This window comes from Telluria antibiotica (assembly GCF_011682055.1).
GTDB lineage: Bacteria > Pseudomonadota > Gammaproteobacteria > Burkholderiales > Burkholderiaceae_D > Telluria > Telluria antibiotica.
In genome coordinates, this window is record NZ_JAAQOM010000013.1 from 206,669 (window position 1) to 227,899 (window position 21,231).

33 protein-coding genes and 1 pseudogene are annotated in these 21,231 nt (G+C 62.6%); 7 read left to right on the forward strand and 27 right to left on the reverse strand.

From position 1 onward, the window contains the following. Window positions 1–224 precede the first annotated feature (224 nt). The 4 genes from HAV22_RS21250 (at window position 225) to HAV22_RS21265 (ending at window position 4,938) form a co-directional block, all read left to right on the forward strand. Window positions 225–497, forward strand: coding sequence for a DUF2933 domain-containing protein (locus HAV22_RS21250; RefSeq protein ID WP_208296299.1), 273 nt, complete (start codon window positions 225–227; stop codon window positions 495–497). Beyond that, window positions 487–1,152 (forward strand): methyltransferase family protein, encoded by a 666-nt coding sequence (locus tag HAV22_RS21255; RefSeq protein ID WP_166861756.1) that lies wholly within the window; start codon window positions 487–489, stop codon window positions 1,150–1,152. Before HAV22_RS21250 ends, HAV22_RS21255 begins: the two co-directional genes overlap by 11 nt. A 12-nt stretch (window positions 1,153–1,164) precedes the next feature. Next, on the forward strand, window positions 1,165–3,516 hold the full coding sequence (locus HAV22_RS21260) for a heavy metal translocating P-type ATPase (RefSeq protein ID WP_166861757.1): 2,352 nt from the start codon (window positions 1,165–1,167) through the stop codon (window positions 3,514–3,516). Between the two features lie 243 nt (window positions 3,517–3,759). Next, window positions 3,760–4,938, forward strand: coding sequence for a methionine adenosyltransferase (locus HAV22_RS21265; RefSeq protein ID WP_166861758.1), 1,179 nt, complete (start codon window positions 3,760–3,762; stop codon window positions 4,936–4,938). 41 nt (window positions 4,939–4,979) lie between these two features. On the opposite strand, the gene HAV22_RS21270 is transcribed toward HAV22_RS21265, so the two are convergent. The 3 genes from HAV22_RS21270 to copC all read right to left on the reverse strand — a co-directional run bounded on the left by HAV22_RS21270 (window position 4,980) and on the right by copC (window position 6,787). Further along, window positions 4,980–5,270, reverse strand: a complete 291-nt coding sequence (locus HAV22_RS21270) for a DUF5676 family membrane protein (protein WP_166861759.1) — start codon at window positions 5,268–5,270, stop codon at window positions 4,980–4,982. Window positions 5,271–5,480: 210 nt separating this feature from the next. Next, window positions 5,481–6,419 carry a CopD family protein gene (locus tag HAV22_RS21275; RefSeq protein WP_166861760.1) on the reverse strand — a complete coding sequence of 313 codons (939 nt, stop codon included), beginning with the start codon at window positions 6,417–6,419 and terminating at the stop codon, window positions 5,481–5,483. Then, complete coding sequence (gene copC / locus HAV22_RS21280; protein WP_166861761.1) at window positions 6,419–6,787, reverse strand: copper homeostasis periplasmic binding protein CopC; 369 nt, start codon at window positions 6,785–6,787, stop codon at window positions 6,419–6,421. The genes HAV22_RS21275 and copC overlap by 1 nt, the downstream gene beginning before the upstream one ends. A gap of 359 nt (window positions 6,788–7,146) precedes the next feature. On the opposite strand from copC, the gene HAV22_RS21285 reads away from it, so the two are divergent. Next, window positions 7,147–7,518 (forward strand): four-helix bundle copper-binding protein, encoded by a 372-nt coding sequence (locus tag HAV22_RS21285; protein WP_166861762.1) that lies wholly within the window; start codon window positions 7,147–7,149, stop codon window positions 7,516–7,518. A gap of 348 nt (window positions 7,519–7,866) precedes the next feature. Continuing rightward, window positions 7,867–8,031: a hypothetical protein gene (locus tag HAV22_RS21290; RefSeq protein ID WP_166861763.1), complete on the forward strand. Its 165-nt coding sequence runs from the start codon at window positions 7,867–7,869 to the stop codon at window positions 8,029–8,031. A gap of 93 nt (window positions 8,032–8,124) precedes the next feature. Here HAV22_RS21290 and HAV22_RS21295 read toward each other — a convergent pair whose 3' ends face one another. The 20 genes from HAV22_RS21295 to HAV22_RS21390 form a co-directional block, all read right to left on the reverse strand. After that, window positions 8,125–8,319, reverse strand: a complete 195-nt coding sequence (locus HAV22_RS21295) for a hypothetical protein (RefSeq protein WP_166861764.1) — start codon at window positions 8,317–8,319, stop codon at window positions 8,125–8,127. A gap of 9 nt (window positions 8,320–8,328) precedes the next feature. Then, the gene (locus tag HAV22_RS21300; RefSeq protein WP_166861765.1) at window positions 8,329–8,589 is read right to left on the reverse strand and encodes a hypothetical protein; all 261 of its coding nucleotides are present in this window, start codon (window positions 8,587–8,589) and stop codon (window positions 8,329–8,331) included. A gap of 14 nt (window positions 8,590–8,603) precedes the next feature. Next, window positions 8,604–8,927: a hypothetical protein gene (locus tag HAV22_RS21305; protein ID WP_166861766.1), complete on the reverse strand. Its 324-nt coding sequence runs from the start codon at window positions 8,925–8,927 to the stop codon at window positions 8,604–8,606. A 1-nt stretch (window position 8,928) separates the two neighbouring features. Continuing rightward, window positions 8,929–9,297, reverse strand: a complete 369-nt coding sequence (locus HAV22_RS21310) for a hypothetical protein (protein ID WP_166861767.1) — start codon at window positions 9,295–9,297, stop codon at window positions 8,929–8,931. Further along, complete coding sequence (locus HAV22_RS21315) at window positions 9,294–9,857, reverse strand: transglycosylase SLT domain-containing protein (RefSeq protein WP_166861768.1); 564 nt, start codon at window positions 9,855–9,857, stop codon at window positions 9,294–9,296. The genes HAV22_RS21310 and HAV22_RS21315 overlap by 4 nt, the downstream gene beginning before the upstream one ends. Further along, complete coding sequence (locus HAV22_RS21320) at window positions 9,857–10,576, reverse strand: hypothetical protein (protein WP_166861769.1); 720 nt, start codon at window positions 10,574–10,576, stop codon at window positions 9,857–9,859. The genes HAV22_RS21315 and HAV22_RS21320 overlap by 1 nt, the downstream gene beginning before the upstream one ends. A 4-nt stretch (window positions 10,577–10,580) precedes the next feature. Beyond that, window positions 10,581–11,294 (reverse strand): hypothetical protein, encoded by a 714-nt coding sequence (locus HAV22_RS21325; protein ID WP_166861770.1) that lies wholly within the window; start codon window positions 11,292–11,294, stop codon window positions 10,581–10,583. Window position 11,295: 1 nt separating this feature from the next. Next, window positions 11,296–11,691 (reverse strand): hypothetical protein, encoded by a 396-nt coding sequence (locus tag HAV22_RS21330; RefSeq protein WP_166861771.1) that lies wholly within the window; start codon window positions 11,689–11,691, stop codon window positions 11,296–11,298. Beyond that, window positions 11,688–11,975: a hypothetical protein gene (locus HAV22_RS21335; protein ID WP_166861772.1), complete on the reverse strand. Its 288-nt coding sequence runs from the start codon at window positions 11,973–11,975 to the stop codon at window positions 11,688–11,690. The genes HAV22_RS21330 and HAV22_RS21335 overlap by 4 nt, the downstream gene beginning before the upstream one ends. After that, the gene (locus HAV22_RS21340) at window positions 11,968–12,237 is read right to left on the reverse strand and encodes a hypothetical protein (protein ID WP_166861773.1); all 270 of its coding nucleotides are present in this window, start codon (window positions 12,235–12,237) and stop codon (window positions 11,968–11,970) included. Before HAV22_RS21340 ends, HAV22_RS21335 begins: the two co-directional genes overlap by 8 nt. 9 nt (window positions 12,238–12,246) lie before the next feature. Then, on the reverse strand, window positions 12,247–13,071 hold the full coding sequence (locus HAV22_RS21345; RefSeq protein WP_166861774.1) for a major capsid protein P2: 825 nt from the start codon (window positions 13,069–13,071) through the stop codon (window positions 12,247–12,249). 10 nt (window positions 13,072–13,081) lie between these two features. Then, window positions 13,082–13,237, reverse strand: a complete 156-nt coding sequence (locus HAV22_RS21350; protein ID WP_166861775.1) for a hypothetical protein — start codon at window positions 13,235–13,237, stop codon at window positions 13,082–13,084. 169 nt (window positions 13,238–13,406) lie between these two features. Then, window positions 13,407–14,030: an ATP-binding protein gene (locus tag HAV22_RS21355; protein ID WP_208296300.1), complete on the reverse strand. Its 624-nt coding sequence runs from the start codon at window positions 14,028–14,030 to the stop codon at window positions 13,407–13,409. Then, window positions 14,027–14,554: a hypothetical protein gene (locus HAV22_RS21360; RefSeq protein WP_166861776.1), complete on the reverse strand. Its 528-nt coding sequence runs from the start codon at window positions 14,552–14,554 to the stop codon at window positions 14,027–14,029. The genes HAV22_RS21355 and HAV22_RS21360 overlap by 4 nt, the downstream gene beginning before the upstream one ends. Continuing rightward, window positions 14,551–14,841, reverse strand: a complete 291-nt coding sequence (locus tag HAV22_RS21365) for a hypothetical protein (protein WP_166861777.1) — start codon at window positions 14,839–14,841, stop codon at window positions 14,551–14,553. Before HAV22_RS21365 ends, HAV22_RS21360 begins: the two co-directional genes overlap by 4 nt. Then, the gene (locus HAV22_RS21370) at window positions 14,841–15,023 is read right to left on the reverse strand and encodes a hypothetical protein (RefSeq protein ID WP_166861778.1); all 183 of its coding nucleotides are present in this window, start codon (window positions 15,021–15,023) and stop codon (window positions 14,841–14,843) included. The genes HAV22_RS21365 and HAV22_RS21370 overlap by 1 nt, the downstream gene beginning before the upstream one ends. Then, window positions 15,020–15,214 carry a hypothetical protein gene (locus HAV22_RS21375; RefSeq protein ID WP_166861779.1) on the reverse strand — a complete coding sequence of 65 codons (195 nt, stop codon included), beginning with the start codon at window positions 15,212–15,214 and terminating at the stop codon, window positions 15,020–15,022. Before HAV22_RS21375 ends, HAV22_RS21370 begins: the two co-directional genes overlap by 4 nt. A gap of 10 nt (window positions 15,215–15,224) precedes the next feature. Continuing rightward, complete coding sequence (locus HAV22_RS21380; protein WP_166861780.1) at window positions 15,225–17,006, reverse strand: replication endonuclease; 1,782 nt, start codon at window positions 17,004–17,006, stop codon at window positions 15,225–15,227. A 166-nt stretch (window positions 17,007–17,172) separates the two neighbouring features. Further along, complete coding sequence (locus tag HAV22_RS21385; protein WP_166861781.1) at window positions 17,173–17,598, reverse strand: hypothetical protein; 426 nt, start codon at window positions 17,596–17,598, stop codon at window positions 17,173–17,175. Beyond that, window positions 17,595–18,023 carry a hypothetical protein gene (locus tag HAV22_RS21390; protein WP_166861782.1) on the reverse strand — a complete coding sequence of 143 codons (429 nt, stop codon included), beginning with the start codon at window positions 18,021–18,023 and terminating at the stop codon, window positions 17,595–17,597. The genes HAV22_RS21385 and HAV22_RS21390 overlap by 4 nt, the downstream gene beginning before the upstream one ends. Before the next feature lie 226 nt (window positions 18,024–18,249). On the opposite strand from HAV22_RS21390, the gene HAV22_RS21395 reads away from it, so the two are divergent. Then, window positions 18,250–18,585 (forward strand): hypothetical protein, encoded by a 336-nt coding sequence (locus tag HAV22_RS21395; protein ID WP_166861783.1) that lies wholly within the window; start codon window positions 18,250–18,252, stop codon window positions 18,583–18,585. A gap of 233 nt (window positions 18,586–18,818) precedes the next feature. On the opposite strand, the gene HAV22_RS21400 is transcribed toward HAV22_RS21395, so the two are convergent. From HAV22_RS21400 to HAV22_RS21415, 4 genes and pseudogenes are all read right to left on the reverse strand, one after another. Continuing rightward, on the reverse strand, window positions 18,819–19,544 hold the full coding sequence (locus HAV22_RS21400) for a DUF6710 family protein (protein ID WP_166861784.1): 726 nt from the start codon (window positions 19,542–19,544) through the stop codon (window positions 18,819–18,821). A gap of 154 nt (window positions 19,545–19,698) precedes the next feature. Then, window positions 19,699–19,992, reverse strand: a complete 294-nt coding sequence (locus HAV22_RS21405; protein ID WP_166861785.1) for a helix-turn-helix domain-containing protein — start codon at window positions 19,990–19,992, stop codon at window positions 19,699–19,701. A gap of 318 nt (window positions 19,993–20,310) precedes the next feature. After that, the gene (locus tag HAV22_RS21410; RefSeq protein ID WP_166861786.1) at window positions 20,311–20,682 is read right to left on the reverse strand and encodes a hypothetical protein; all 372 of its coding nucleotides are present in this window, start codon (window positions 20,680–20,682) and stop codon (window positions 20,311–20,313) included. Window positions 20,683–20,763: 81 nt separating this feature from the next. Continuing rightward, window positions 20,764–21,209: pseudogene (locus HAV22_RS21415) on the reverse strand (AAA family ATPase); the annotation flags it as partial. Window positions 21,210–21,231: the final 22 nt, after the last annotated feature.

Genomic DNA, 21,231 nt, shown 5'->3' on the forward strand with positions numbered 1-21,231 from the left:
CAATAGTGGGAACCTCTACAGTGAAACCGGACGATCACATCGAGGAGGTATGCCATGTTCACGTTCAAGGTAGAGAATATCCGGTGAGTCGTGTCGCGTAGGGGTTCCCACCAGCGCACGAATGCGTTCTTTGGCGTTTTTGATGTGGGTCAAGCATTGATCTGAATCTCGGTCAATACAATCGCTGGAAGGGATCCATTCGTGCGCTTTTGAAGGAGCGAATCATGGACAGCATCGAACTTCAGCACCACGTTTCAATGCAGAGGCTACGGGGGAAATGGGTATTCCTCGGCTTTATTGCAGTTGCCCTGTTCTTCCTCTGGACCGAACACAGAGCCCATTTGCTCGGAGCCCTGCCATATTTGCTGTTCCTCGCATGCCCGCTGATGCACCTGTTCCACCACGGTCACGGTCATCACCATCATGCGGACGCGGCCCAATCCGCCGCGCGGGACGGCCAGATCAGCGGACAAACGGGAGAGCGCGATGCACACTGAATCTTCGGCTTATGGCTTGTGGTCGCTGGTGATATTGAATTCACTCGTATTCATCATCTTTGCGTTCAGCTTCACCAAGCCTCGCACGTCGCTGGACTGGCGCTCGTTCGGCGCCTTCGCGGCCTTTATCGTGGCGCTCTTCACGGAAATGTACGGCTTTCCGCTGACGATTTATCTGCTGCTTCCGTGGCTGTCCAAGCGCTTCCCCGGCATCGATTTTCTGTCGCACGATGCGGGACATCTGCTGGAAACGGTGTTCGGCTGGAAGGTCAATCCCCATTTCGGCCCATTCCACATCGCGAGCAATATTCTGATCGTGCTGGGCTTCATGCTGTTGTCGTCAGCCTGGCGCGTCCTGTACGAGGCGCAGGTGCAGCACCACGTGGCGACGACCGGACCTTATGCCCGCATACGGCATCCGCAATACGTCGGGTTCGTCATTATCATGTTCGGTTTCCTGCTGCAATGGCCGACGATCGTCACGCTGCTGATGTTTCCGATTCTCCTCGTCGTGTACGCGCGACTGGCCAGGCAGGAAGAACGCGACTCCATCTGCGAATTCGGCGCGGAGTACGAGCGTTACCGTGCCAGCGTGCCCGCATTCGTCCCTGAGTTCGGTCATCATGCGCGCGCGAAGCCCGATACGGTGAGATAAGGAAAGGTCGACATGAACGACGTCTCGCCACACGTCCACGATGGCCACGACCACCATCATGGGCATCCGGTCGGTGACAAGCCGTTCACGGATCCCGTCTGTGGCATGAAAGTCGGCAGCGACCCTGCCAAGGAAATCCAGTACGAAGGCCATGCCTACCAGTTTTGCAGCACGAAATGCATGGACAAGTTCCGGCTGGCACCCCAGCAGTACGTCGGGCATGGTGAACAAGCCGCAACCACGCCCGCGGCCGCCGCACCGGAGGGGACGATCTATACCTGTCCGATGCATCCGGAAGTGAGGCAGCCGCAGCCGGGGAATTGCCCGATCTGCGGCATGACGCTCGAGCCGATGCTGCCGTCGCTGGAAGAAGAGGACAACCCCGAGCTGGTCGATTTCAAGCGTCGCTTCTGGTGGACGCTGCCGTTGACCGTCGTCGTGACCGTGCTGGCGATGGCGGGACATCGGATCGTCAAGGCCGGACTGCCAGGCCAGAGCTGGATCGAACTGGCGTTGAGCACACCCGTCGTGCTGTGGGCCGGATGGCCGTTCTTCGTGCGCGGGGTGCAATCCATCAGGAACCGCAAGCCCAACATGTGGACCCTGATCGGACTGGGCGTCGCGGCCGCGTACGGCGATAGCGTGGTGGCGACGGTCGCGCCTGGCATCTTTCCGCAAACCTTCGTCATGCACGGCCGGATCGGGGTGTATTTCGAGGCGGCGGCGGTGATCATCTCGCTGACCCTGCTTGGACAGATTCTCGAACTGCGCGCGCGGTCGCAGACGTCCGCTGCGATCAAATCGCTGCTGGGCCTGGCACCGAAGACGGCCCGCCGCATCAATGTCGACGGCACGGAGGAAGACATTCCGTTGACGCACGTGCACGTCGGCGACGCGCTGCGCGTGCGGCCCGGCGAGAAAGTGCCGGTCGACGGCACCGTCCTCGAGGGCGAAAGCGCCGTCGACGAATCGATGCTCACGGGCGAACCGGTGCCCGTCACCAAGCGACCCGGCGACAAGGTGATCGGTGCCACGATCAATGCCAGCGGCAGCCTCGTCGTGAACTCGGAAAAAGTGGGCGCGCAGACGATGCTGGCGCAGATCGTGCAGATGGTCGCGCAGGCACAACGCTCGCGCGCGCCGATGCAGCGCCTGGCCGACGTCGTCGCCGCCTACTTCGTGACGATCGTTGTGGCGATCGCGTTGCTGACGCTGGTCGGGTGGGGTGTGTTCGGGCCTCAGCCCAGCTGGGTGTACGGTTTCGTCAACGCCGTGTCGGTGCTGATCATCGCGTGCCCGTGCGCGCTCGGCCTGGCGACACCGATGTCGATCATGGCCGCGACGGGACGTGGTGCCACGCAGGGTATCCTGTTCCGCGACGCGGCTGCGATCGAAGGCATGCGCATGGTTGATACGCTCATCGTCGACAAGACCGGTACGCTCACGGAGGGCAAGCCCGCGTTTCACGCGGCCGTGGCGGCACGTGGGGGCAGTGACGAGGAGGTTCTGCGCGTCGCCGCCAGTATCGACCAGGGCAGCGAGCACCCGCTGGCCCGTGCGATCGTCGCCGAAGCGCGCCGGCTCGGCCTGGCGTTATCGAAACCCGAGACCTTTGAATCCGCCAGCGGCATCGGCGTGCGGGGCGTCGTCGAGGGCAGGAAGATTGTCCTCGGCAATACGGCACTGATGGACGTCGAACGGGTCGACTGGCGACCGCTGGCGGGGCAGGCCGAAACCTGGCGGCTGGAAGGGGCCAGCGTGATGTATCTCGCAGCAGACGGCCGGTTGCAGGGCCTTGTCGCAGTGTCCGATCCCGTCAAGGAAACCACTGCGGAGGCGCTGGCGACGCTGAAGGAAGCCGGCATTACGGTCGTCATGGCGACGGGCGACGGCGTGACTACGGCGAAATCGGTTGCCGCGAAGCTCGGTATCCCCGAGTTCCACGGGGAGGTCAAGCCGCAGGACAAGCTGGCGCTCGTCGAGCAAAAACAGGCGGAGGGCCGGATCGTCGCCATGGCCGGGGACGGCATCAACGATTCGCCCGCGCTGGCCAAGGCCAACGTCGGCATCGCGATGGGCACGGGCACCGACGTCGCCATCAATTCCGCGCACGTCACGCTCGTCAAGGGCGACTTGCGCGGCATCGCGCGCGCCCGCATGCTGTCGCTGGAAACGGTTCGCAACATGCGGCAGAACCTCGGGTTCGCGTTCGTCTACAACGCGCTCGGCATTCCGCTGGCGGCAGGCCTGCTGTACCCGTTCACGGGCAGGCTGCTGTCGCCGATGATCGCCGCGCTGGCGATGAGCCTGAGTTCCGTCTCCGTCATCAGCAACGCGCTTCGGCTGCGCGGCAGCCGCAACTAGCCGGTGCTGGCTGCTTGAACGGCCAGCGTCGTCCACCATTGCACGAGGGAGGGGCGCGACCATGGGTAGGGCGGAGATGCGCAGCCAGGGCACAGGCGCTGGCCGGAAGCCTCGTCCGGCCGCGTCGTGGCGCGTATTGATGGCGGGAGGGCGCATGGACAGCGACGCAAGAAGGCTGAAGCAGGGTGAAGTGTCGCGGCTGGTCGTCGGCACGGCGACGGATGGCTGAATGCGGAGGGCAACGTGACTTTCATCGTCTCGTACACGGCCGACCCCGTCGAGGCCCGGCGTACCGAACTATGCGAACACAAAGGCGACGGCCACCCGGACAGCCTCTGCGACGGCGCTGCCGACGCGGTGAGCCAGGCCTTGTGCGGTGCGTATCTTCGCGCATATGGCGAAGTGCGGCACCATAATGTCGATAAGGCGCTATTGATCGGCGGACGCAGCCGTCCGCGCTTCGGCGGGGGTGTGGTCGATGCGCCGATGCGACTCATCATTGCTGGTTGCGCCGACCCGCTGCCGGCGCCGGACGACGTGGTTGCGCTGGCCCGCGCTGCGGCACACGCTTACCTGGAGCGGACGCTGAGGCATGTCACGAGACGGGTTCCCATCGAGGTCGCGATCCGCGTCGGTGCGTCGCAGCTGCGCGGGACTGTCGCGCCCAGCGCCGGTATTCCTGTCGCGAACGATACGTCGTTCGGCGCCGGGCATGCGCCGTATTCCAGGCTGGAGGAGGCCGTGCTCGATCTGTCGTCGCTTTTGCGCAGTGCCGACTTCCGGCGGGCCTACCCATGCGCCGGGGACGATTTCAAGGTGATGGGCCGGCGTATCGACGAGACGATCGCGGTGACGATCGCGCTTGCGTTCGTCGGCCGCGAGGTGGCGGGCGTGAAAGAATACTTCGCGCAGAAATCTGCGATGGCGCAGTGGCTTGCGCGGCGGATCACGTTCGATTGCGCAATCCGCATCAATACCTTGGACGCGGCAGACGCCACCGATGAAAGCGGCATTTACCTGACGGTGACGGGGACGAGCGCCGAGCATGGCGATGACGGCCAGGTCGGGCGAGGCAACCGCGTGAACCGATTGATTACGCCGGCCAGGACGATGTCGCTGGAAGCGGCCGCGGGAAAGAACCCCGTCAGTCACGTCGGCAAGTTGTATAACGTGTTGTCGTTGCAGATGGCGCGCGCACTCGTCAACGAGGTTGCCGAGCTGCGCGACGTGGAAGTGCAATTGCTCTCGGCAATCGGCCAACCGGTGAATTCGCCGCTGCTCGTCGCGCTCCGTTGCGCCCTGCGCGACGGTTGCGCCATGCCGCTCGATGAGGCGCGGCTACAGCATATCGTAGAGGCTCGCCTGGCGGACATACCGGCGTTGTCGCTGCGTCTGGCGCGGGGCGAGGTACGTGTGTTCTGAAACCCGTCCGGGACCTTGCGATCCCGGACACCGGTGAATGATCATGCGTGCCGAAGCGGACGGTGAAGGTGAAGATGCGCGAACGCATCATGTACCCAGGCATAGAACGCACCGATCGCAAACGACCAGAGCGCCATGACGACGAGGGCATAGAAATAGTCCTGCCACGGATGCAGTCCGGCCGTCTGCAAGGGCCGGAAGTCCATCCCATGGAAGAGCGCATTCATGAAACCCATGAACTGCGCGGGCCACAACGCTTCGATGAGCGCACACGACGAATAGAACACGGCCACGGTCACGGACAAGGCGAGACCGGTTTGTAGCGGTTTCATTTCATTCTCCTTTTCTCGGAAAGACGGCCTTGAAACAGGCGACGAGGTGTCGCGGATCGCGTGGCGCTTCGCCCGCACGGCATCATTGGGCTGGCGCCGCCAGCGATGCGCTCGGCGGCGCGGGCTGGCAACTACAATGTATTTGTCGCGCGGAGGATGTCAAGCTCAGGATCGGCCGCGGATACTGGCAGCCGCAATGCGCCCGGATGCCTACATTTGTTCGCCCGGCGGCGACGTGGACACCAGCCAGGCTGCCGCCGCCACGACCGCCAACAATACCGCGGCCTCGATCCACACGACGTGTCTGAAGCGGCGCGGCAACGCCGGCGCCGCTGAGTCGCCAGCAGCTTCGCGCGCGAGCCATGGCGGCATCACGAAGAACCGGTTGACTCCGCCCAGCAGAGCCGCGACCGCCACCAGCAGCAGTTTCGCGACGAGGGTATTCCCGTAGGGGTTCCCGATCAGGTCGTCGAAACTGCGTATGTTGTGCCACGTTGCGTACAAGCCCGTCACGACAATGCCTGCCAGCGCGAACGTCGCCGAGTTGGACAGCGCAGTCACGTAGGCTGCCCGGGCCCGCCGGTCGGCGGACGTCATGTCGCCCGTCGCCCGCAACATGATCGCGCCCGACACGATTACCTCGCCGACCCACAGGCTGACCAGGCCAAGGTGCACCCAGTCGGCCAGCAGGCGCGCGCCGAAATCGCCGTCGCTCGCCGCGTGGCTGGCCATGCTGCGCGTGTACCAGAACACGGCGAGGCCCGCCATTGTCGCCGCAGTCGGCCACGCGCCGCGCTCGTTCCGAACGAAGGCACGGACCGCGGCGAGCGCCAGGCCGGCGAACCCGACGCACCAGGCCAGTCCGAGGTGCGTGGACGTCGCCATCGTCCAGGTGGCGCTGCCTGCCGCGACCAGGGGCACCTCGGCCATCCGTGCGGATTCGAACCACAGCCAGGCGACGTCGGCGGCCAGCGCCACGAAAGCCCCGGCCAGCGCGAAGCCGCGCAACGGCCGACGGCGCATCTCGGCCCAACGCGATGACCCGTGTGCCAGCCACGAACACGCCAGCGTGGCGCCGGTCAGCACCGCCACGGCCACGTTCAGCAAGACCGTGACGAGACGGTGGGCAGTCTCCAGGTCAGGCCCCATCACTTGACCGTGAACGTGAACTCGCCCTTGACCTTGTGGCCATCGTGCGCCATGGTCGACCACTGGACGCGGTATGCGCCGGCGGACAGGGCCGGCAGCGGGGCCGCCAGCACGGCGGGATCGGCCTTGTCGACGGTGGCCCCCGCTACGGGAATCGCGGTATTGCGAGGACCGGTCAGCTTGATCTTGCTGAACGCGGGCTCGAGCGCTTCGTTGAACTTGAGACGTACCTGCGTCGGCGCCTTGTCGAGCATGCTGCCCGCTCGGGGATCGGACGATTGCAGTTTCGCGTGCGCGAAGGCGGGCGACGTGATGGCGCTGGCCAGGCCGAAGAGGAGGGTACTGAAGAGGGAAGAAAAACGAATCATAATGAGCTCCAAAATCGCGCGGGATATGTGGTCTTTCGGGCGCGTGCGAAGCACCTGTCCACGGCGGTCCGGGTGTGCACGTGGCGCCCGTTTCTGCGGCGCCGACGGTCAGACGCGAGGAGGGCGTTCAGGAAGCGCAGGGTCGACCGAGGACAAGCCCAAAGCCTCGAATCCACGACCGTTGATTCGGCGTCGGCGCGGCGCCATGTTGGTATTGCAGTGCTGTATCGTGTGATTACGTCAGTTCGCGTATGCTAGATTTGTCCGCCGGCGTCTGCTCGTGGCGCGACGACGGCTCAACCTGTGACTCCAGTCGGGTCCTGAAAGCGGTTCGATCGACATTGAGATAGGAGCTGATCATGCAAAACCAGCAGTACGAATCGTGTATCGAGGCGTGCAACGATTGCGCCGACGCTTGCGACACGTGCGCGTCGGCGTGCCTCAAGGAAGACGACGTGAAGATGATGGCGCGCTGCATCGCGCACGACATCGACTGTGCACAGTTGTGCCGCCTGGCCGCTGCGGTGATGGCGCGTGCGGGCGAAGCGGCGACGAGCATCTGCCAGGCGTGTGCCGACGTCTGCGACATGTGTGCGGACGAGTGCGGCAAGCACGACGCACAACACTGCAAGGACTGCGCCGCCGCATGCCGCCGCTGCGCGGCCGAATGCCGCAATATGGGTGGCATGCGCGGTGGCCGGGCGACTGACATGGGTGCCGGGACGCATTGAGACCGGCCCGGAATAGCGCGGTGAGTAAAGGTCCGCCGTGCGCGGGCTTTTTTTGTGATGCGTCACGAAGGCCTCAGGTTTTGCTAACGTAGGGCGGCTCAGCTCACTGGTTAAAAGGTTTGGACGATCAAATGAACTCTTCGCATAATCTATATTATGTCAAATGCTTGCTACATAAAAACCGAAGGGGCCGATTGGCCCCTTTCGCTTGTGTACGGTATCGAACATACCGCCCTGTTGCCCGAATTATACTATTTCCCCATGTGCTACCTCTTACGACAGCCCGCGCGGGACCTGTTCGGAGAAGTCCCGGTCACGGAGGACGATTTAGAGGCGTGGGTAGCCGCCGTGTCCCCGGTCCACCTCACCGAACGGCTGTTCGCGAACTACGTCCGGCGCTACAACGTCGCGGACAAGATTCGCACCGCGAAGCTTCGCGGCGAGTTCGAGACCATGACGGCCGTGCGGCGCGAGCCCTACCACGCCCGGCTCGCGCTTTCTCAGATCGTGTGACGCATCACAGAAAAAGCCCGCGCGCGGCGGGCTTTTCTCACTTCTTCCGGCGCTTGAAGCGGCCGTTTTTGCCTCGCGGCGGCAAACGCTTGGTCATCGCTCATCTCCCACAGGTTTAAACAGTCGGCCTTGCAGCCGGTCGATTTGCTGCTGCTGGCGGTCCAGGTCGGCACGAATCCACTGTAGCTGCGTGCTCACCACGCCATAGGTCATGGCGGCGTTGATCAGCAGTGTCGCCATCGGGATCACCAGTTTTTCCGGCCAGTCCTTCACACCAGTATTCGGCATTGCGATCCCTTACGCGTCTTTCGCGGCCGACTGCACGGCGGCCGGCTTCGATTCCGGCAGGACCACGGCGGCGCCCGCGCCGCCCAGCGTCGCCAGCCCAATGATGGCCTGCGCGAGCGCGCCGCCGTCCGTGTGGACGAACGGCAGCAACGCGGTTGCCACGGTGCCGACAGCCTGAATGGCGCCGGGATTCAGGCCGAACATCATGCCCAGGACAGCCACGCCGGCCCAGGTCGACGGCTCTTTCAAACGTGCGGTAATACCAATCATGGTGCTTCTCCTTTTCAGTTAAAAACGTAGCCTAAAAAATCCGTCGCCGGGCACGCAAACGATGCGTCCCACGTGCGTCCTTCCCGCTTTGCCTTCTCACACTCGGTCTCGTTCGTGCGCGGGATGCCGATGACGTCGCCGATTGCGATTGCCGGCTTGGCGATCACCGTGTCGCCGGCCTTCACCGTCGCGTCACTGGCCGCATCCCACAGCTTTACGGCTTCGTCCCCCACAGCCGCAGCCGCATCCCCGATCTTTTTTTTTGCGTAGTAGGCCATCGCCAGCACCGCCAACGCGATGCCGAGGACGACGACCGTTTCATCTTTCAGCGCGCCCATGTCACCACCCCATTTGCGCAAGCCAGTCGGTGCCGTCCGGCCCGCCCGTGCTGACGCTTTCGTAACCCTGGCTGTAGTCCGATCCGGACATCGCGCCCGAGATCGCCGGCAGCACGGAGTTCACCGGCTTGCCGTCGCTCGTGACGACTTGGCCGACGCTGTTTTTCATCAGGAATCCGTCGTTGCTGTCGCTCGGGCTGATGAGCGATTTCCACGCGCCACCCAGGATGCTCGTCCATAGCTGGTTGTTGACGTTGGTCGCGACGGGACCAGCCGGCCCGGCCGGCGCCGTCGGCACGACGGCCCTCTTCTTCATCACGAGGACAGCCGCCACGGCCGCCACTAAAAACAGGGTGTTGTTGTTGCTCATACGGTCTCCGCAAAACCGGCTTTCGCCAGGATGGTCGTGTAGTAGTCCTGCGTCTCTGCAGGCGCCGCGGCTAAGCCCTTGCGCTGCACGTTGCCGATGCCCCAGTTGTACGCGGCGAGCGCCTGCGCCCAGGTGCCCGTGCTGCGGTACAGGGTCGCGAGGTAGCGCGCGGCGCCGGGGATCGCGTCGGACGGGTCGAGCGGGTCGACGCCCAGGCTCGCGGCCGTCGCCGGCATGAACTGCGCGATGCCGACGGCGCCGACGCTTGAGCGCTTCGTGCCGTCGATAATGGCCGGGTTGTAGCGCGACTCCTTCCAGAGCAGCCACGCGAGGATGGACACCGGCACGCCGCTCGCCTGCGCGGCGGCCGTGATGGCTTCCTGGTACGGTGCCGACCCCGAAGGCCAGCCGGTAATCATGTTCTGCATATCGTCGTAGGTGTCGCTCAAAATGTCGCTGTTCTCGTCGCCTGCCGTCACGGCAGTGGCGTTGCGGTACAACTGCCACGCCACCATGCCCACGAGCGCGCCGGCCACGATGATTACGGCGCGCTGGTCCATCAGATCGGATCCTCGTAAAACTCAAACGTGACGGGCGCATCGTTTCCGACCTCGCCGCCGACAGCCATAATCCCGTTCCCAGGCGGGACAATAATCGGTTCGTTCGGCACGAGCGGCAGGAGCAAATTCGCGGAAACATAGCTGTTGAACATGATCGCGCCCGACTGCGCGGCGTTCAGATCCGATCTACACTGCGCGACGCTCGCGGGGCCGTTCAGCTTTTTGTTCACGGGCGGCGTGCCCAATGTCGGAAGCGCGACGCCGCCGTAGCGTAGCGACTGGAGCGTCGCGACGGTTCCATTTGTCAGCATCACCTTTTCCACGATCAGGTTTTTGCCACTGCCGACCGGGTTCCATAGCTGGCTGTGCGCGAAGTTGCCTGCGCTTTTCGCCGCGTTCACGTAGGCATAGAACGCAATGCCCTGCAACGTTCGCGCCTTTCCGCCGTCGACCACATCAACGGTTCCGCTGATGCGGTCATCGTGAAAATCGAAGTCCCCAGCCAGGATGGTGCCGCTGTTGTTCGCGCCAGTGCGGTCCTGCACGCTCAGCCACTGGTAATCGACGTTCCATACGCCCTGCCCTTGCAACAGGTCGATGCTGTCGCCGGTATTAGTGCGGACGCGGATTGTGCCGGTAGCCTTGGTGCATTTGAAGAATCGTCCGCGCACGTCGAGCTGCTGGCTTTGGTTCGCGTCGAGGGTGAAATCGAACTGCATGGCATTACCTCCGTGCCATCACCGCCAGCCCGGCCACGGCCAGGACGACGAAGATGATTTTCTGCTGCGCGTCGCTCGTGCCCTTGGCATCGGCGTAGGCGCCTTGCAGTTGGTTGATGGTCGACGCCTGCACCTGTGCCGCCCGGTCGAATGCATCCATCGCGGCCGACTCGCTGTCGTGCACGGTGTCAAGCGCATGGTTGAACAGATGGTCGGCGTAGTCGTAGCTCTGCGCCACGCTGGCGTTTTGGCCGTCAACGACTTTCGACGCGAAGCCCAGCACGCCGGCCAGTTGCGAGCCGGCCTGCTGCACGGCCGCGCCGCCCAGGGCCAGCGCGCCGGCCACCGCGCCGCCGTCCGTGGTCGTGTTGTTGATCGTCGTGTTGTTCGTGCTGCGGTTGCTGCTGTCCGTCCAGGTGCTCGTGCTCGACCGGTTCGAAAAGTCCGCGTTCGTCGTGTTCGTCGACCGATTGCTGGTGTCGCTCCAGAGGTTCGTCGTCGTGTCAGTCGTGTTGTTCGTGGTCGACCGGTTCGAGAAGTCCGCGTTCGTCGTCGTATTGGTCGTGTTGCTCGTGGTCGACCTGTTCGAAAAGTCCGCGTTCGTCGTGTTTGTCGAGCGGTTCGACAGGTCGTACGCGTTCGACGTCCAGGTGTTCACCTGCCGTTGGTCGTAATTTTGGGTGTTGCTGCTGGTCTGCTGCTTGCTGCCGCCCGACATGTCAGATTCCTTTTCTCATCAATACGGCCGCTTGGCCGTAGCCGGCCTTCGCCAGCTTGCGCATGAGGCCCGGCCGGCGCGTCCACACCGACACGGACTTGCACCCGACGCCGAAGAACCGCTCCACCTCGGGCAGTACCTGCGTCGTCAGGTCCGTGTTCGCCGCGATCTGCCGCGCTACCCGGATTTCAAGTTCCCGGCCGTTCTCGTGCTGGACCTGTTCCACCACGATCACGGCGAGCGGCCCGCCCTCGTCCGACACCTCGAAGGCGACGCCGCCGCCGAGCAAGCCGTCGACGCCGATCAGGCCGTCGCTGGTGTCCCATTTCGGATTCCCGACCATGGGCGCGATTGCCACGCGGGCTTGCTCCAGGTTGAGGCGGCCGAAGCGGATCATTTGTGCTTGCTCAGGTAGTAGAGGCCGACGACGATGGCGAGCAGCACGGCAGGCTTTTTCAGCATGGCCGACAGGTCGACCGTGCTCTTGCTCGTCGCTGCACTCTGCGTCGCGCCGGAACCTACGTTGACGTTCCAGCCCGAGTTGTCGAAGCCCGCGCCGCCGACGGTCTGCTGCGCGTTCATGGGCGGACTGGTCAGCGCGGCGGATGCCACGCTGCCCGCCGCCATGATGCCGGCGCTCCAGGGGTCCGCGCTCGCGGCGGTCTTCCAGGCGTCAGCCATGGTGCGTCACCACGAGCAGCAGCCCGAGGACCACCAGCAGGCCCATATTGCTGCCGCCCTGCACGGGCGCGACGGTCTGCACAACGCCCGGCTGGCCGAGGTGGTACAGTGCGCCCGTGTTCGGATCGACGCCATACGCGGCCGACGACTGGATCACCTGCGGCGAGTTGATCTGTCGGTCGACGTAGACGTCGATGGCCTGCCCGAGCCGGGACAGGAACCATGCGTCGGCGCCGCCCTGGTTGCTTACGGTTTCGTCCATTTCGACCCCTTAGAACGCTTGCAGCGGTTCCAGCACTTCGATTTCGATGGTGATGGTTTCGGCCGCCGAGAAGGTGCCGTAGACCTCCATCGTTTGCGCGTCGCGCGTGTTGAGCATCTGCGACTGGTTCTCGTCGATGATCGGGTCATAGACGTACAGCGACGCCTGCGGCACGCGCGTGTATTCGTTCGCCTGGTAGTTCGTCAGCGCCGACGTGCTGTCCTCGATCACGATGCCGTTTTTCTTGATCAGCAGGGCCGTCATGTTTGCGCTGAAGAAGTTGATGCGCTTGAAGATCGATCCGCCCGATGCAACGTCCAGGTGCGGCACCGGCAGCGCGAAGGTGCCGGCCGCGTTGATGGAAATCGTTGCACGGTGAACCTTGGCGATCAGCGCGCGGGTGCCCGCTTGCGCCGGGTCGACCTGCGGACGGTTGACTTCTGCCCAGCCTGCCAGCGTCGGCGCGGTCGCGCCGCTGATGCCGATTTCCAGCTTGAGGCTGTTGATGCCGGCCGTGGTATCCATGGCGCCCATGAACTGGCCCAGTTCGGTCTTGCTGCGGATTTCGGAGAAGTCCAGCGTCAGGAAGCCGGCGTTCGCCGTGATGCCCTTGTACTGCTGGCGTGCGTCCGTGCAGGCGCCGGTCGAATCCCAGATCACCTTGCCGTTGGCCTTGAGCTGGATCGTCGAAATCATCGACTTCGTGAACGTCGTGCCGCCCAGGTTCAGCATGATGCGCTCGACGGTGTAGCCGAGCAGGTTGGACAGGTCGCAGGTCGCGAGACCGGTTGCGACGACGTTGTTAAACGGCAGGAGCTTGATGCGTTGACCCATGGTCCGCTCCTCAGATGTAGTTTTTCAGGACGGGGGTCTGCTTGGCGATCACGACGCCGGCAGCGCCCAGTGCCATGGCCTTGATGCGGTCGTCCTTCGCGAACTTGTAGACGCCGTACAGGATGCCGCAGGCAATGCCAAGGTTCATCAGAGCTTGTTGGTTCACGTTCAATTCTCCAGTGGTTAAGGTGGTCTTCGCGCTTTGGCGCGTCGGTAACTGGATGGTCAAACGTGAGGCCGCATCAGGGCAATTTTCGCGCCTTAGGGCGCTTCCTTAGGCAGTGGTATAAACCGGCCCGGCCGGCTGATTTTTTTTCGCGTGTGTGGCGAAAAAGTCAGCGGAACCGGACCTTTCCAGGCGTGGTTGCCTTAGTGAGCGGGTCGATGCGCAGGAACTCCAGCGGCTTGAGCGCCGCCAGCGCGTCCTCAGGAACTCGCGCCTTCCGTGCGATGTACTTGATGTCGTCGCCGCGCGCGGCGAACAGGACGAACTCGGAGCAGTTGCCTATGGTGGTCTTGTCCGCCTCCGCCCATCGCTGGCTGATGGCGTAGATCGTGATGCCGCGCTTAAGCCCGCGCCTCAGGAGAATGCCCCAGTGGCCCGGCGCCTTCGACGGCGTGGTGACGTCGGCCAGTTCCTCCGCGATGGCGACGAGCGGCCCGGCGAAGCGGCCAGCGTGGAACACGACGGCGCACCAGAAATCGAAGTCGCCCTTGAGGTCCGGCCCCGGCACGAACGCGACGCGCACGTGCCCGCGCGCCTGCATGGCTTCCATCAGCGCCTGCCGGCCCGTGACCTTGCGCCACCCTGGCAGTTCGCACCACTGCGCCTCAGGGTCCCAGGCACACGCGCGGCGCTCGTTCTTGACCTCGTTCGCAACCTGCGTCGTCTTGCCGCACCGGGACGCGCCAGAAACGACGACAAGCCGGCCGTCGTTGGTCTTGAGCGCGCCGCTCATCCCAGCGTCACCTGTTCCTGCGCGGCCTGCGCCTCAGGCACCGCTTCGACCACTGCCTTAGGCACTGGTTTCGCCTTGCGCGTCGTGTCGGCTTTGACCGCGCTCCAGATCGCGCCGGCAATTGGCATCGTGATCATGAGCGCACCGATTTCGGCCCGGTATTGGCCGCCCAGGTCGCCCAGGCTTACGCCGTATTTCGTCAGCACGGGCGCCCAGGCCTTCGCCAGCATCTGTGCGTTCGTCGGCCCGGCCGCGTGCGGCTCGCGCAGCACTTCGGCCACGGCCGGAAAGCCGAACGTCAGGAATACCGGCGTCGCCAGTTCGGCCACCAGCATGAGCGCCTGCTCGTTCTCTTGCTCCAGACTCATGAGCGCGGCGTCTTCCTGCGCCTGTTCTTGGTCGGCCAGTTCGCGGGCCTGCACGTCCTCCGCGCTCGCCATGGCGCCGAGGGCGCGCAGGCTCGCGGACTCCTCGTCGCCCGGCGCGGCCGGGCCGCTCGCGGTGTCGATCACGTCGTCGCTCATTTCAGACCCCCGAACGAAAATCCGGGCTTTGGAGCCGGTTTCGGCGGCGCGGACGGCTGTTCACCCGCGCCGGCCGGTTGCGTGGCCGCTGGCGTGCGTTTCGGCACGCTGGCGAGCCACTTTCGAGCCGCCGCCGTGTGCTTTTTCGCGAAGCCGGTAGCCTCGCAGTCGGCATCCTGGCAATCCCAGGACAACGTGCCGGTCGCGGTCGATTCCTTGAGCGCGACGGGCTCGCCACAGGCCGGACAGGCCATCTTGCCGTGGTTGATCTTGGCGGCGGCTACCATCACAGCACCTGGAGTTGGTCGGTGGTGAATTCTTCCGTCTTGCCGTCGTCGAACTTGACGTTGTGCTTGTCGGTCGCGCGGTCGACGCCGAGATATGCGCCGACCTGTCCGGCCCGGTCGCTGGCGTCGTCGATGACCTTGACGGCGGAATAGACGGTCGTGAGTTGCTGGGTTTGGTTCATTTGAGTTGCCCTTTCAGGTGTTGCCAGTTGAGGTGATCCGCCAATTCGCGAAAGAACGCTTTCGCCTGGGCCGGCAGGAATAGCCCGTACTGCCTCATGAGCGCGCAGGCTTTCGCCTCCAGCGCCTGATCCTTCTTCGCGGTCTCGCGCGCACCCGCGCGCAGGTCCGCAAGCTCTACGTCGACTTGCATGTTTTTGTCCTCATTCATCCGCGTACTTCCGCTGAAGGTGTTGTAGATGGCTCCCCACATGGCGCGGAGAGTGCCGCTTGAATCGTTCGACGGTGTCGCGGTCGGCCGCCTTGCTCCAGCCCTTGTCACCCGGCCGGTTGAAGCCTGCGTTGTGCGTGCGCTCGTGGTGGACAGGTCCGCCAGAATGCCCGGCGCCGGGGGTTGGCGAACCGCATTCCGGCCGCGTCCAGGCCGGCGAGCCCGTACAGTTATTTACACCAGTCCGAGGGCGGCTAATCCGCGCCGCGGACGTGCGGCCATCGCTGATGGTCCACCGATAGTGCACCCCCTCGTACACCTCCAACGGGTATGCGGCGGCGTAGACGCCGACCGGCTTTTTCTGCATGCCGACCTTGTACCGGCCGTTGATCTCGACGTCACGCGCGGCTACGCGCACGGCGAGCGCTTTGCGCATCACAGCCGGCCCGCCTTGCGCCCACAGGTAGTCGGCCCAGTCGGCTTGCTTCGCCACGTTCGGGTCCGTCGATTCGATTTTCTGTGCCGCCGCGTGCGCCGCGCGCACTGCCTCAGGCGCGTTCAGCAGGGCCTCACCCTTCACGCGGCGCAGCTCGCGCCACACGCCGACCGGCGCGCCGCCGATCTGCTGGAACTGGCGGATGCCCCAAGCCTGAGACCAGTACGTGACGCGCGCCGACGGGGTCAACTCGACGTTGCCGAACAGGTCCGGCACGATGGTGTAGGTGGTGCCGTTCTCGAACACCTTGTGATCGCCAACGCCGGTCCCGTCGATGTTCTTGCAGACGTACTTGACGATGTAGCCGGCCGCCGTGCCCTTGTCGGCTTCCATGCGTACCAGCTTGACGCGGTTCTCGTGCGCGCCGCGCTCCTCCTCGTCTTCCTTGATCGCGTAGGCGGTCACGATCATTTCCATATCGTTGACGCGCGCCGGGTCGACGAACAGCAGCATATGCCAATGCGGGCAACCGTCCGTGTGCGGCTCCGCGATGCGGAAGCCGTACGGCCGGATGCCGGCGCGATGCAGCGCGGCGCGGATGCGCGCGTACACGTCGACGAGGTAGGCTTGGGCCTCGCGGGGCGTGGCACCGTTGTATTTCGGGTTCGTGCCGCCGACGCTGTGAAACTTCGACGGGCAGGTGATCGTCCAGAACAGGCCGACGTGCCGTAGCGCGGATGCGCATTCCTCGAAACCGCGAATGCGCGTCATCAGCTCGTTGCGGCGATTCACCTTATTGCCGACGCCCTTGGCGGCCAGCTCGGCCAGCGTGAATTGCTGGCCCAGCTCGTTCGTGGCGATCTGGCGGGCGAGCAGGTCCGCATTGGCCTGATTCTGCGCGGCCTGCACGGCGGCGACTTCGCGCGACACGTACGGGTCCGTCGTGCGGTAGGTCAGCCCAAGCTGAATCGACGTGTGCTCAAGTCGGCGCTTCCACTCAGTGCGCAGGTGACGCCTCCACCACGCCTCATCGGCCGCGCGCTTGATTCGCTCGTCGTCTGTGTCGCCGGCCGGCGGCGCGATGCCACGGCGCGCGCACAGCTCGTCGACGGCGGCGAGGATGGCGTCCGTCGTCATCAACTGGTAGCAGAGCTCCGACACGGCGCGCACGCACTTCTCCGCCGCCACGGCGATATCGCGAGCCGTCGCCATGCGGCCCTTGTCGTCGGCCAGCGGAATGCGGTCGACGTCGGCCATCAGGTCGCGGATGATGTCCAGCTTGGCCTGGTGCTTTGCCTTGCCCTCACGAGCAAACACGGCCTCCATCGCGCGCGCCATGCGCTTCGGGATGCCCCAGCTTACGGCGCCCATCAGTAGCCGTACCCTACGATGAACTGTACCGGCCCGACGATGAAGGCCAGTTCAGCGCGCGACGGCTGAAGCAACACCGCCAGCCCGAAGAATGTCCGATTGCGTCCGAACCTTGCGTAGAGGTGCTTCCCCATCAGTGAGCCCTCCCGTGCGTCGCCGGCATGGCGCCGCCCTGCATGCACTTTTGAATCTGGCCGAGGTCGGCGAGCAGCTTTTGCAGCGCGATCCACACAAGGCCGCGTTCGAGCGCATCGAACTTGTTGAGCGAATCCTTGGCACGTGCCTTAGGCAGTCCGGCAGACATCACTGCAACCATGCGGGCGCCGTCCGGCGCGTTCAGCCAGCAGGCGGCGCGCATGGCCTCCACGTCGGACGGCCTCGCGACGATGGCGCGCAGAGCCATGATGCGTTGCTGGCGCACGTCCTCAGGGACCGCGCAGACGGCCTCACACGCGGCCGTGAAGTCCGCGAGGTAGACAGAGGTGGAAATCTCCAACGGCGAGCGCTGGGGGCCTGCGGCGGCCGCCAGCGCGGCCAGTTCGACGCGTTCGGCTTTCACGGTTTGCTTGCTGCGGCCTGAAGCGCAGCCAGAATGCCCAGCACCCGAAGAGCACTGCCGCTTCTATCGTTCGCCACGTCGATAGCAACCGGAGCCGGGATCGGACCGTGCTTTGCTACACTTGGTGTTTTTTTGAGGAAATTATGAAAACCGCGAAACGCGACGACATCCTTGCCGGCCTTCATGCTGTTGGCGTCACGGTCGGCGAAATGCTTCCCGAATTTATTCACGACGAGGACAGTATCGATGTGCTGCTCGATCAGCTCGCCGATTTTCGCGATCAGGTCGCGGCCACTAGTACGCGCGATGAATTCCTGAAAGTTCTCGACGGTTTGATTGCCGGTATCAGGCAGTTCAAGCCGTAACTCGGCTTCGATATGGGCGCAGATACGATGAACTAATTTGTAACCTTGTGTTTCCGACATGTGGCCTCCTCAGGCGTTTTTCTCCTCAAGCGAAATTGCCGCGCGGAGGGGCGCTGAGGCCCGCTACGCCTGAGGAAAGGTAAGAATTCCGCGCGGCAAAACGAAGGATAGCTCTAAGCTTGAAGCTACGTCAATGGGTTCGAGCGCTCGAATCGTGCGGCTGTTGAACTGTCAAGGCCTGTGATGTACATTCCGCGACATGCAACAACCTGCCTGAGGAGGCAACATGAACACATTGGAATACCTCGATGCCTTGAAAAAACGTATCGGGAAGGACAGCGACTATGCGGTCGCCAAGGCGCTCGGGGTGCGAACGTCTACGATTTCCGGGTACAGGAAACGCGGCGGCCAGATGGAGGACGTCATTGCCATGAAGGCGGCCGCCATTCTCGGTTTGCATCCTGGTCTTGTTGTGCTGGACATGCACCGCGAGCGGGCGAAGGAGACGTCCGAGGAATCAATTTGGCAGGATATTTACGCGGGTTTTCTAAAGCTGTTGCCGCACGCTAGGCGAGGGAAGGGGCCGGAACGTCGGCGCCTCCCCCGCGTTGCAACAGCATAATTTTCTAGCAAGCTTGGCAGTCTCTATATTATGTCAAACCACGCCCTAAGTTTGATTTGTTCACAGCGCTGGTCGTCGTCAGTTTGCAGAAGAGCATTACCGAATTTTGCATAAAACTATATCCGGCTGTTCGACTGCGGTCTGAGCGGTCGTGGTCTACTTCGAGCTGTAAGGTGCGGGCATACGATGCTGAGTGCGCGTGCCAGCGATCGTTTCCGCTCTGCCGTGCGAATTCAGAAGGATTTAAACTGTGCTTCGGTTCGGGTTTGGGCTGTTGCCATGAGCAATCTACCGATCTCATACAGAGCCGCCATCCGTCCATCCTTCACTCGAGCAATCGGCTCGCTTGAATACCGGTCGATAAAGTGGTCGCCGTCACAGACGACTCTATTGAGAAGTGGTGTGAGATCAAGTACGTCCGTCGGCGACAACACCCCTTGATGCCCAAGAACGCCTGCAGTGATCGAATGGTTGCCGCCTGTTACGAGACCGATATGCCACGGTAGAAGCAGCGAAACGCCATGGTTTGAGTCTTGGCGCCATTGCCCAGAGATCTTTCCTTGGCCGATAGTCGTCAAGGCGGAGACGAAGCCTGCTCTACGCCAAGGGGTTGGCAGCACGATGTCCCTCGTCAAGTCGAGCTGATAGCCCTCTACGTCGAGACGAAGGCAATCACTTTCCTCAAAAACGGAGAAGAAATCATCCGGCGAAAACAGTCGATATAAATCGATGGGATCGCGTGCTGCGTGTTGAACCCGCTCGGCAACTGACAGGATGTGTTCGGCCTGCAGTGGGCGCAGAATGGCGGTAACTAAGCTAGCCAAAGCCGAGGGTTCTCGGCTGGCCAGTTCATTTGCGATATCAAGCAAATATCGGAATGTGTCGCGGTTTGCGCTAGTTTTTTCGTGATCTTGGGATTTGATAAGTGAGGTAACGCGTGACGCGATCTTTTGAAGCATGTCGTACTAGATGGAGAATTTGTATGGTTAATCATGAACTAGAGGCGAACTCACACAGAGCCTATGCCTGTACGACCTTGAAAAACGTCAATCTGCCGTCAAACAGCGGTTTGCATGTTAACCACAGCCAAACGCGTTAAACTCGACAATACATTTAGTAATGTCGAGTTGTATACCAAAAGTCTTGCGGCGGATAGCTACAGCTAAAGACCGGTGTTTTCAAGATGTCAGATGGCGAACAATCCAACCCTCTTGAGATTCGAAGCAAATTTAGCATAGACAGATTGCGTTCTCCCCGCTCGATCCTGCCCATATGGCTCCGGTCAAGGCGCGAGAGGTGAGACAACTCCTCTTGGGAGATGCCCTTCTGCTTCCTCAAAGAGCGGATGGCAGTCCCAATAGCGACAAGGTAGTGTGAGTCGTCTGGCTGCCCCTGAACGGTATCCATTGTGGTATGGTCCGTTCTCCGGGCACAATAGACCACGGCATTTGCGGCCCATTTTTAATACGTTAGCAACTCCCCTTCCCCACATGAGCAAACCCACCCCTGCAGTGAGCAAAAAAGCTGTGCTTGTGCGAGTACCGACTCGAATGTACGAGGATCTCCTGAATCTATCGGCTGCCGCTACCCTTCTTCAACGAAAAAGCGTAAGTGTTCCCGGCTTGGTAGTTGAGCTACTGGAGGAGGCGTTGCGGCAGCGAACGGGTCGGTGACCAATCCGCTGTGAAAGGCAAGTGGGTAATGCCCCTCAACAATGCATTGTCCTTACCACGTCGATGGGTCGTCAAGCAGGCTTTTAGCGACAGCGATTGCCCTCTTCGACGGCGGCGACATGCCGACTTCCCGGAGTAGCGCCTTTCTGGTTTCTGGCTTGATCAGTCCGGCGTACGGCGGTGACTGCCTGAGCCGGTTTGAGTTTTGGTCGGTGCCTGTCATCACTGCCTTAACCTCCTCATCGGTTCCAGAAGTCATGAGGGCGCGCCATTCGTCATGCGCAGAAACCCAAGTGCCTTTCGCGTTCCAGCGATCAAGATTAGCAAGGCTCCGAGCGCGGATTGTTGCCATATCGACTTCTTGAAGAACAGCAGTCGCGGTAAGGAGTTTTAGTTTGTCGAGTTGTTCGTGACGATTTTGCATTCTGCGCGTACCGCAAGCAGGTAACCAAGTTGATACTACATGCATTCTTCCTACGAACAGCCAATATGCGAACTGAATACGCTATCGTTCAAGACGAACTCGTAGGCGGCGCGCTCGCTCACGGTACGCCTTTTCTCCCCCCTCAAGGATGTCGCAGACCACCTTACGGATTTCAGCGTCTTCCAGGCCGCCTGCGGTATAACAAAATGATGGAAGTTGCCCTCCTTCGGCCGGATTAGCGTTGGCGACAATAATTTGATCCGCATCGGTGTTGATTACCAAGTTAGCGTTATGCGTAACCATTATCACTTGGCGCTTGGTCTTCGCTACAAGGAAGAGTGATACCAGCTCATCGAAAACGGATTTGGGGTCAAGGTTCTCCTCAGGTTGATCGATTATAAGGGGCCGATCATCTGCATCATCCAAGGCCAAGTAGAGGAGCAAGAGTACTATTCCGCAGGTTCCGGGAGACAACTTTCGGATGTCGGTGCCGTCATACAGAATCTCTCGTACTTAACTGAAATGTGACGAAGGTTAACAGCGATGCGG

Coding starts and splice junctions, on each gene's coding strand:
- HAV22_RS21250 (WP_208296299.1), top strand. CDS start 225: ATGGACAGCATCGAACTTCAGCACCACGTTTCAATGCAGAGGCTACGG.
- HAV22_RS21255 (WP_166861756.1), top strand. CDS start 487: ATGCACACTGAATCTTCGGCTTATGGCTTGTGGTCGCTGGTGATATTG.
- HAV22_RS21260 (WP_166861757.1), top strand. CDS start 1,165: ATGAACGACGTCTCGCCACACGTCCACGATGGCCACGACCACCATCAT.
- HAV22_RS21270 (WP_166861759.1), bottom strand. CDS start 5,270: ATGAAACCGCTACAAACCGGTCTCGCCTTGTCCGTGACCGTGGCCGTG.
- HAV22_RS21275 (WP_166861760.1), bottom strand. CDS start 6,419: ATGGGGCCTGACCTGGAGACTGCCCACCGTCTCGTCACGGTCTTGCTG.
- copC (WP_166861761.1), bottom strand. CDS start 6,787: ATGATTCGTTTTTCTTCCCTCTTCAGTACCCTCCTCTTCGGCCTGGCC.
- HAV22_RS21285 (WP_166861762.1), top strand. CDS start 7,147: ATGCAAAACCAGCAGTACGAATCGTGTATCGAGGCGTGCAACGATTGC.
- HAV22_RS21295 (WP_166861764.1), bottom strand. CDS start 8,319: ATGCCGAATACTGGTGTGAAGGACTGGCCGGAAAAACTGGTGATCCCG.
- HAV22_RS21300 (WP_166861765.1), bottom strand. CDS start 8,589: ATGATTGGTATTACCGCACGTTTGAAAGAGCCGTCGACCTGGGCCGGC.
- HAV22_RS21305 (WP_166861766.1), bottom strand. CDS start 8,927: ATGGGCGCGCTGAAAGATGAAACGGTCGTCGTCCTCGGCATCGCGTTG.
- HAV22_RS21310 (WP_166861767.1), bottom strand. CDS start 9,297: ATGAGCAACAACAACACCCTGTTTTTAGTGGCGGCCGTGGCGGCTGTC.
- HAV22_RS21315 (WP_166861768.1), bottom strand. CDS start 9,857: ATGGACCAGCGCGCCGTAATCATCGTGGCCGGCGCGCTCGTGGGCATG.
- HAV22_RS21320 (WP_166861769.1), bottom strand. CDS start 10,576: ATGCAGTTCGATTTCACCCTCGACGCGAACCAAAGCCAGCAGCTCGAC.
- HAV22_RS21325 (WP_166861770.1), bottom strand. CDS start 11,294: ATGTCGGGCGGCAGCAAGCAGCAGACCAGCAGCAACACCCAAAATTAC.
- HAV22_RS21330 (WP_166861771.1), bottom strand. CDS start 11,691: ATGATCCGCTTCGGCCGCCTCAACCTGGAGCAAGCCCGCGTGGCAATC.
- HAV22_RS21335 (WP_166861772.1), bottom strand. CDS start 11,975: ATGGCTGACGCCTGGAAGACCGCCGCGAGCGCGGACCCCTGGAGCGCC.
- HAV22_RS21340 (WP_166861773.1), bottom strand. CDS start 12,237: ATGGACGAAACCGTAAGCAACCAGGGCGGCGCCGACGCATGGTTCCTG.
- HAV22_RS21345 (WP_166861774.1), bottom strand. CDS start 13,071: ATGGGTCAACGCATCAAGCTCCTGCCGTTTAACAACGTCGTCGCAACC.
- HAV22_RS21355 (WP_208296300.1), bottom strand. CDS start 14,030: ATGAGCGGCGCGCTCAAGACCAACGACGGCCGGCTTGTCGTCGTTTCT.
- HAV22_RS21360 (WP_166861776.1), bottom strand. CDS start 14,554: ATGAGCGACGACGTGATCGACACCGCGAGCGGCCCGGCCGCGCCGGGC.
- HAV22_RS21365 (WP_166861777.1), bottom strand. CDS start 14,841: ATGGTAGCCGCCGCCAAGATCAACCACGGCAAGATGGCCTGTCCGGCC.
- HAV22_RS21370 (WP_166861778.1), bottom strand. CDS start 15,023: ATGAACCAAACCCAGCAACTCACGACCGTCTATTCCGCCGTCAAGGTC.
- HAV22_RS21375 (WP_166861779.1), bottom strand. CDS start 15,214: ATGCAAGTCGACGTAGAGCTTGCGGACCTGCGCGCGGGTGCGCGCGAG.
- HAV22_RS21380 (WP_166861780.1), bottom strand. CDS start 17,006: ATGGCGCGCGCGATGGAGGCCGTGTTTGCTCGTGAGGGCAAGGCAAAG.
- HAV22_RS21390 (WP_166861782.1), bottom strand. CDS start 18,023: ATGTCGGAAACACAAGGTTACAAATTAGTTCATCGTATCTGCGCCCAT.
- HAV22_RS21395 (WP_166861783.1), top strand. CDS start 18,250: ATGAACACATTGGAATACCTCGATGCCTTGAAAAAACGTATCGGGAAG.
- HAV22_RS21400 (WP_166861784.1), bottom strand. CDS start 19,544: ATGCTTCAAAAGATCGCGTCACGCGTTACCTCACTTATCAAATCCCAA.
- HAV22_RS21405 (WP_166861785.1), bottom strand. CDS start 19,992: ATGGATACCGTTCAGGGGCAGCCAGACGACTCACACTACCTTGTCGCT.
- HAV22_RS21410 (WP_166861786.1), bottom strand. CDS start 20,682: ATGCAAAATCGTCACGAACAACTCGACAAACTAAAACTCCTTACCGCG.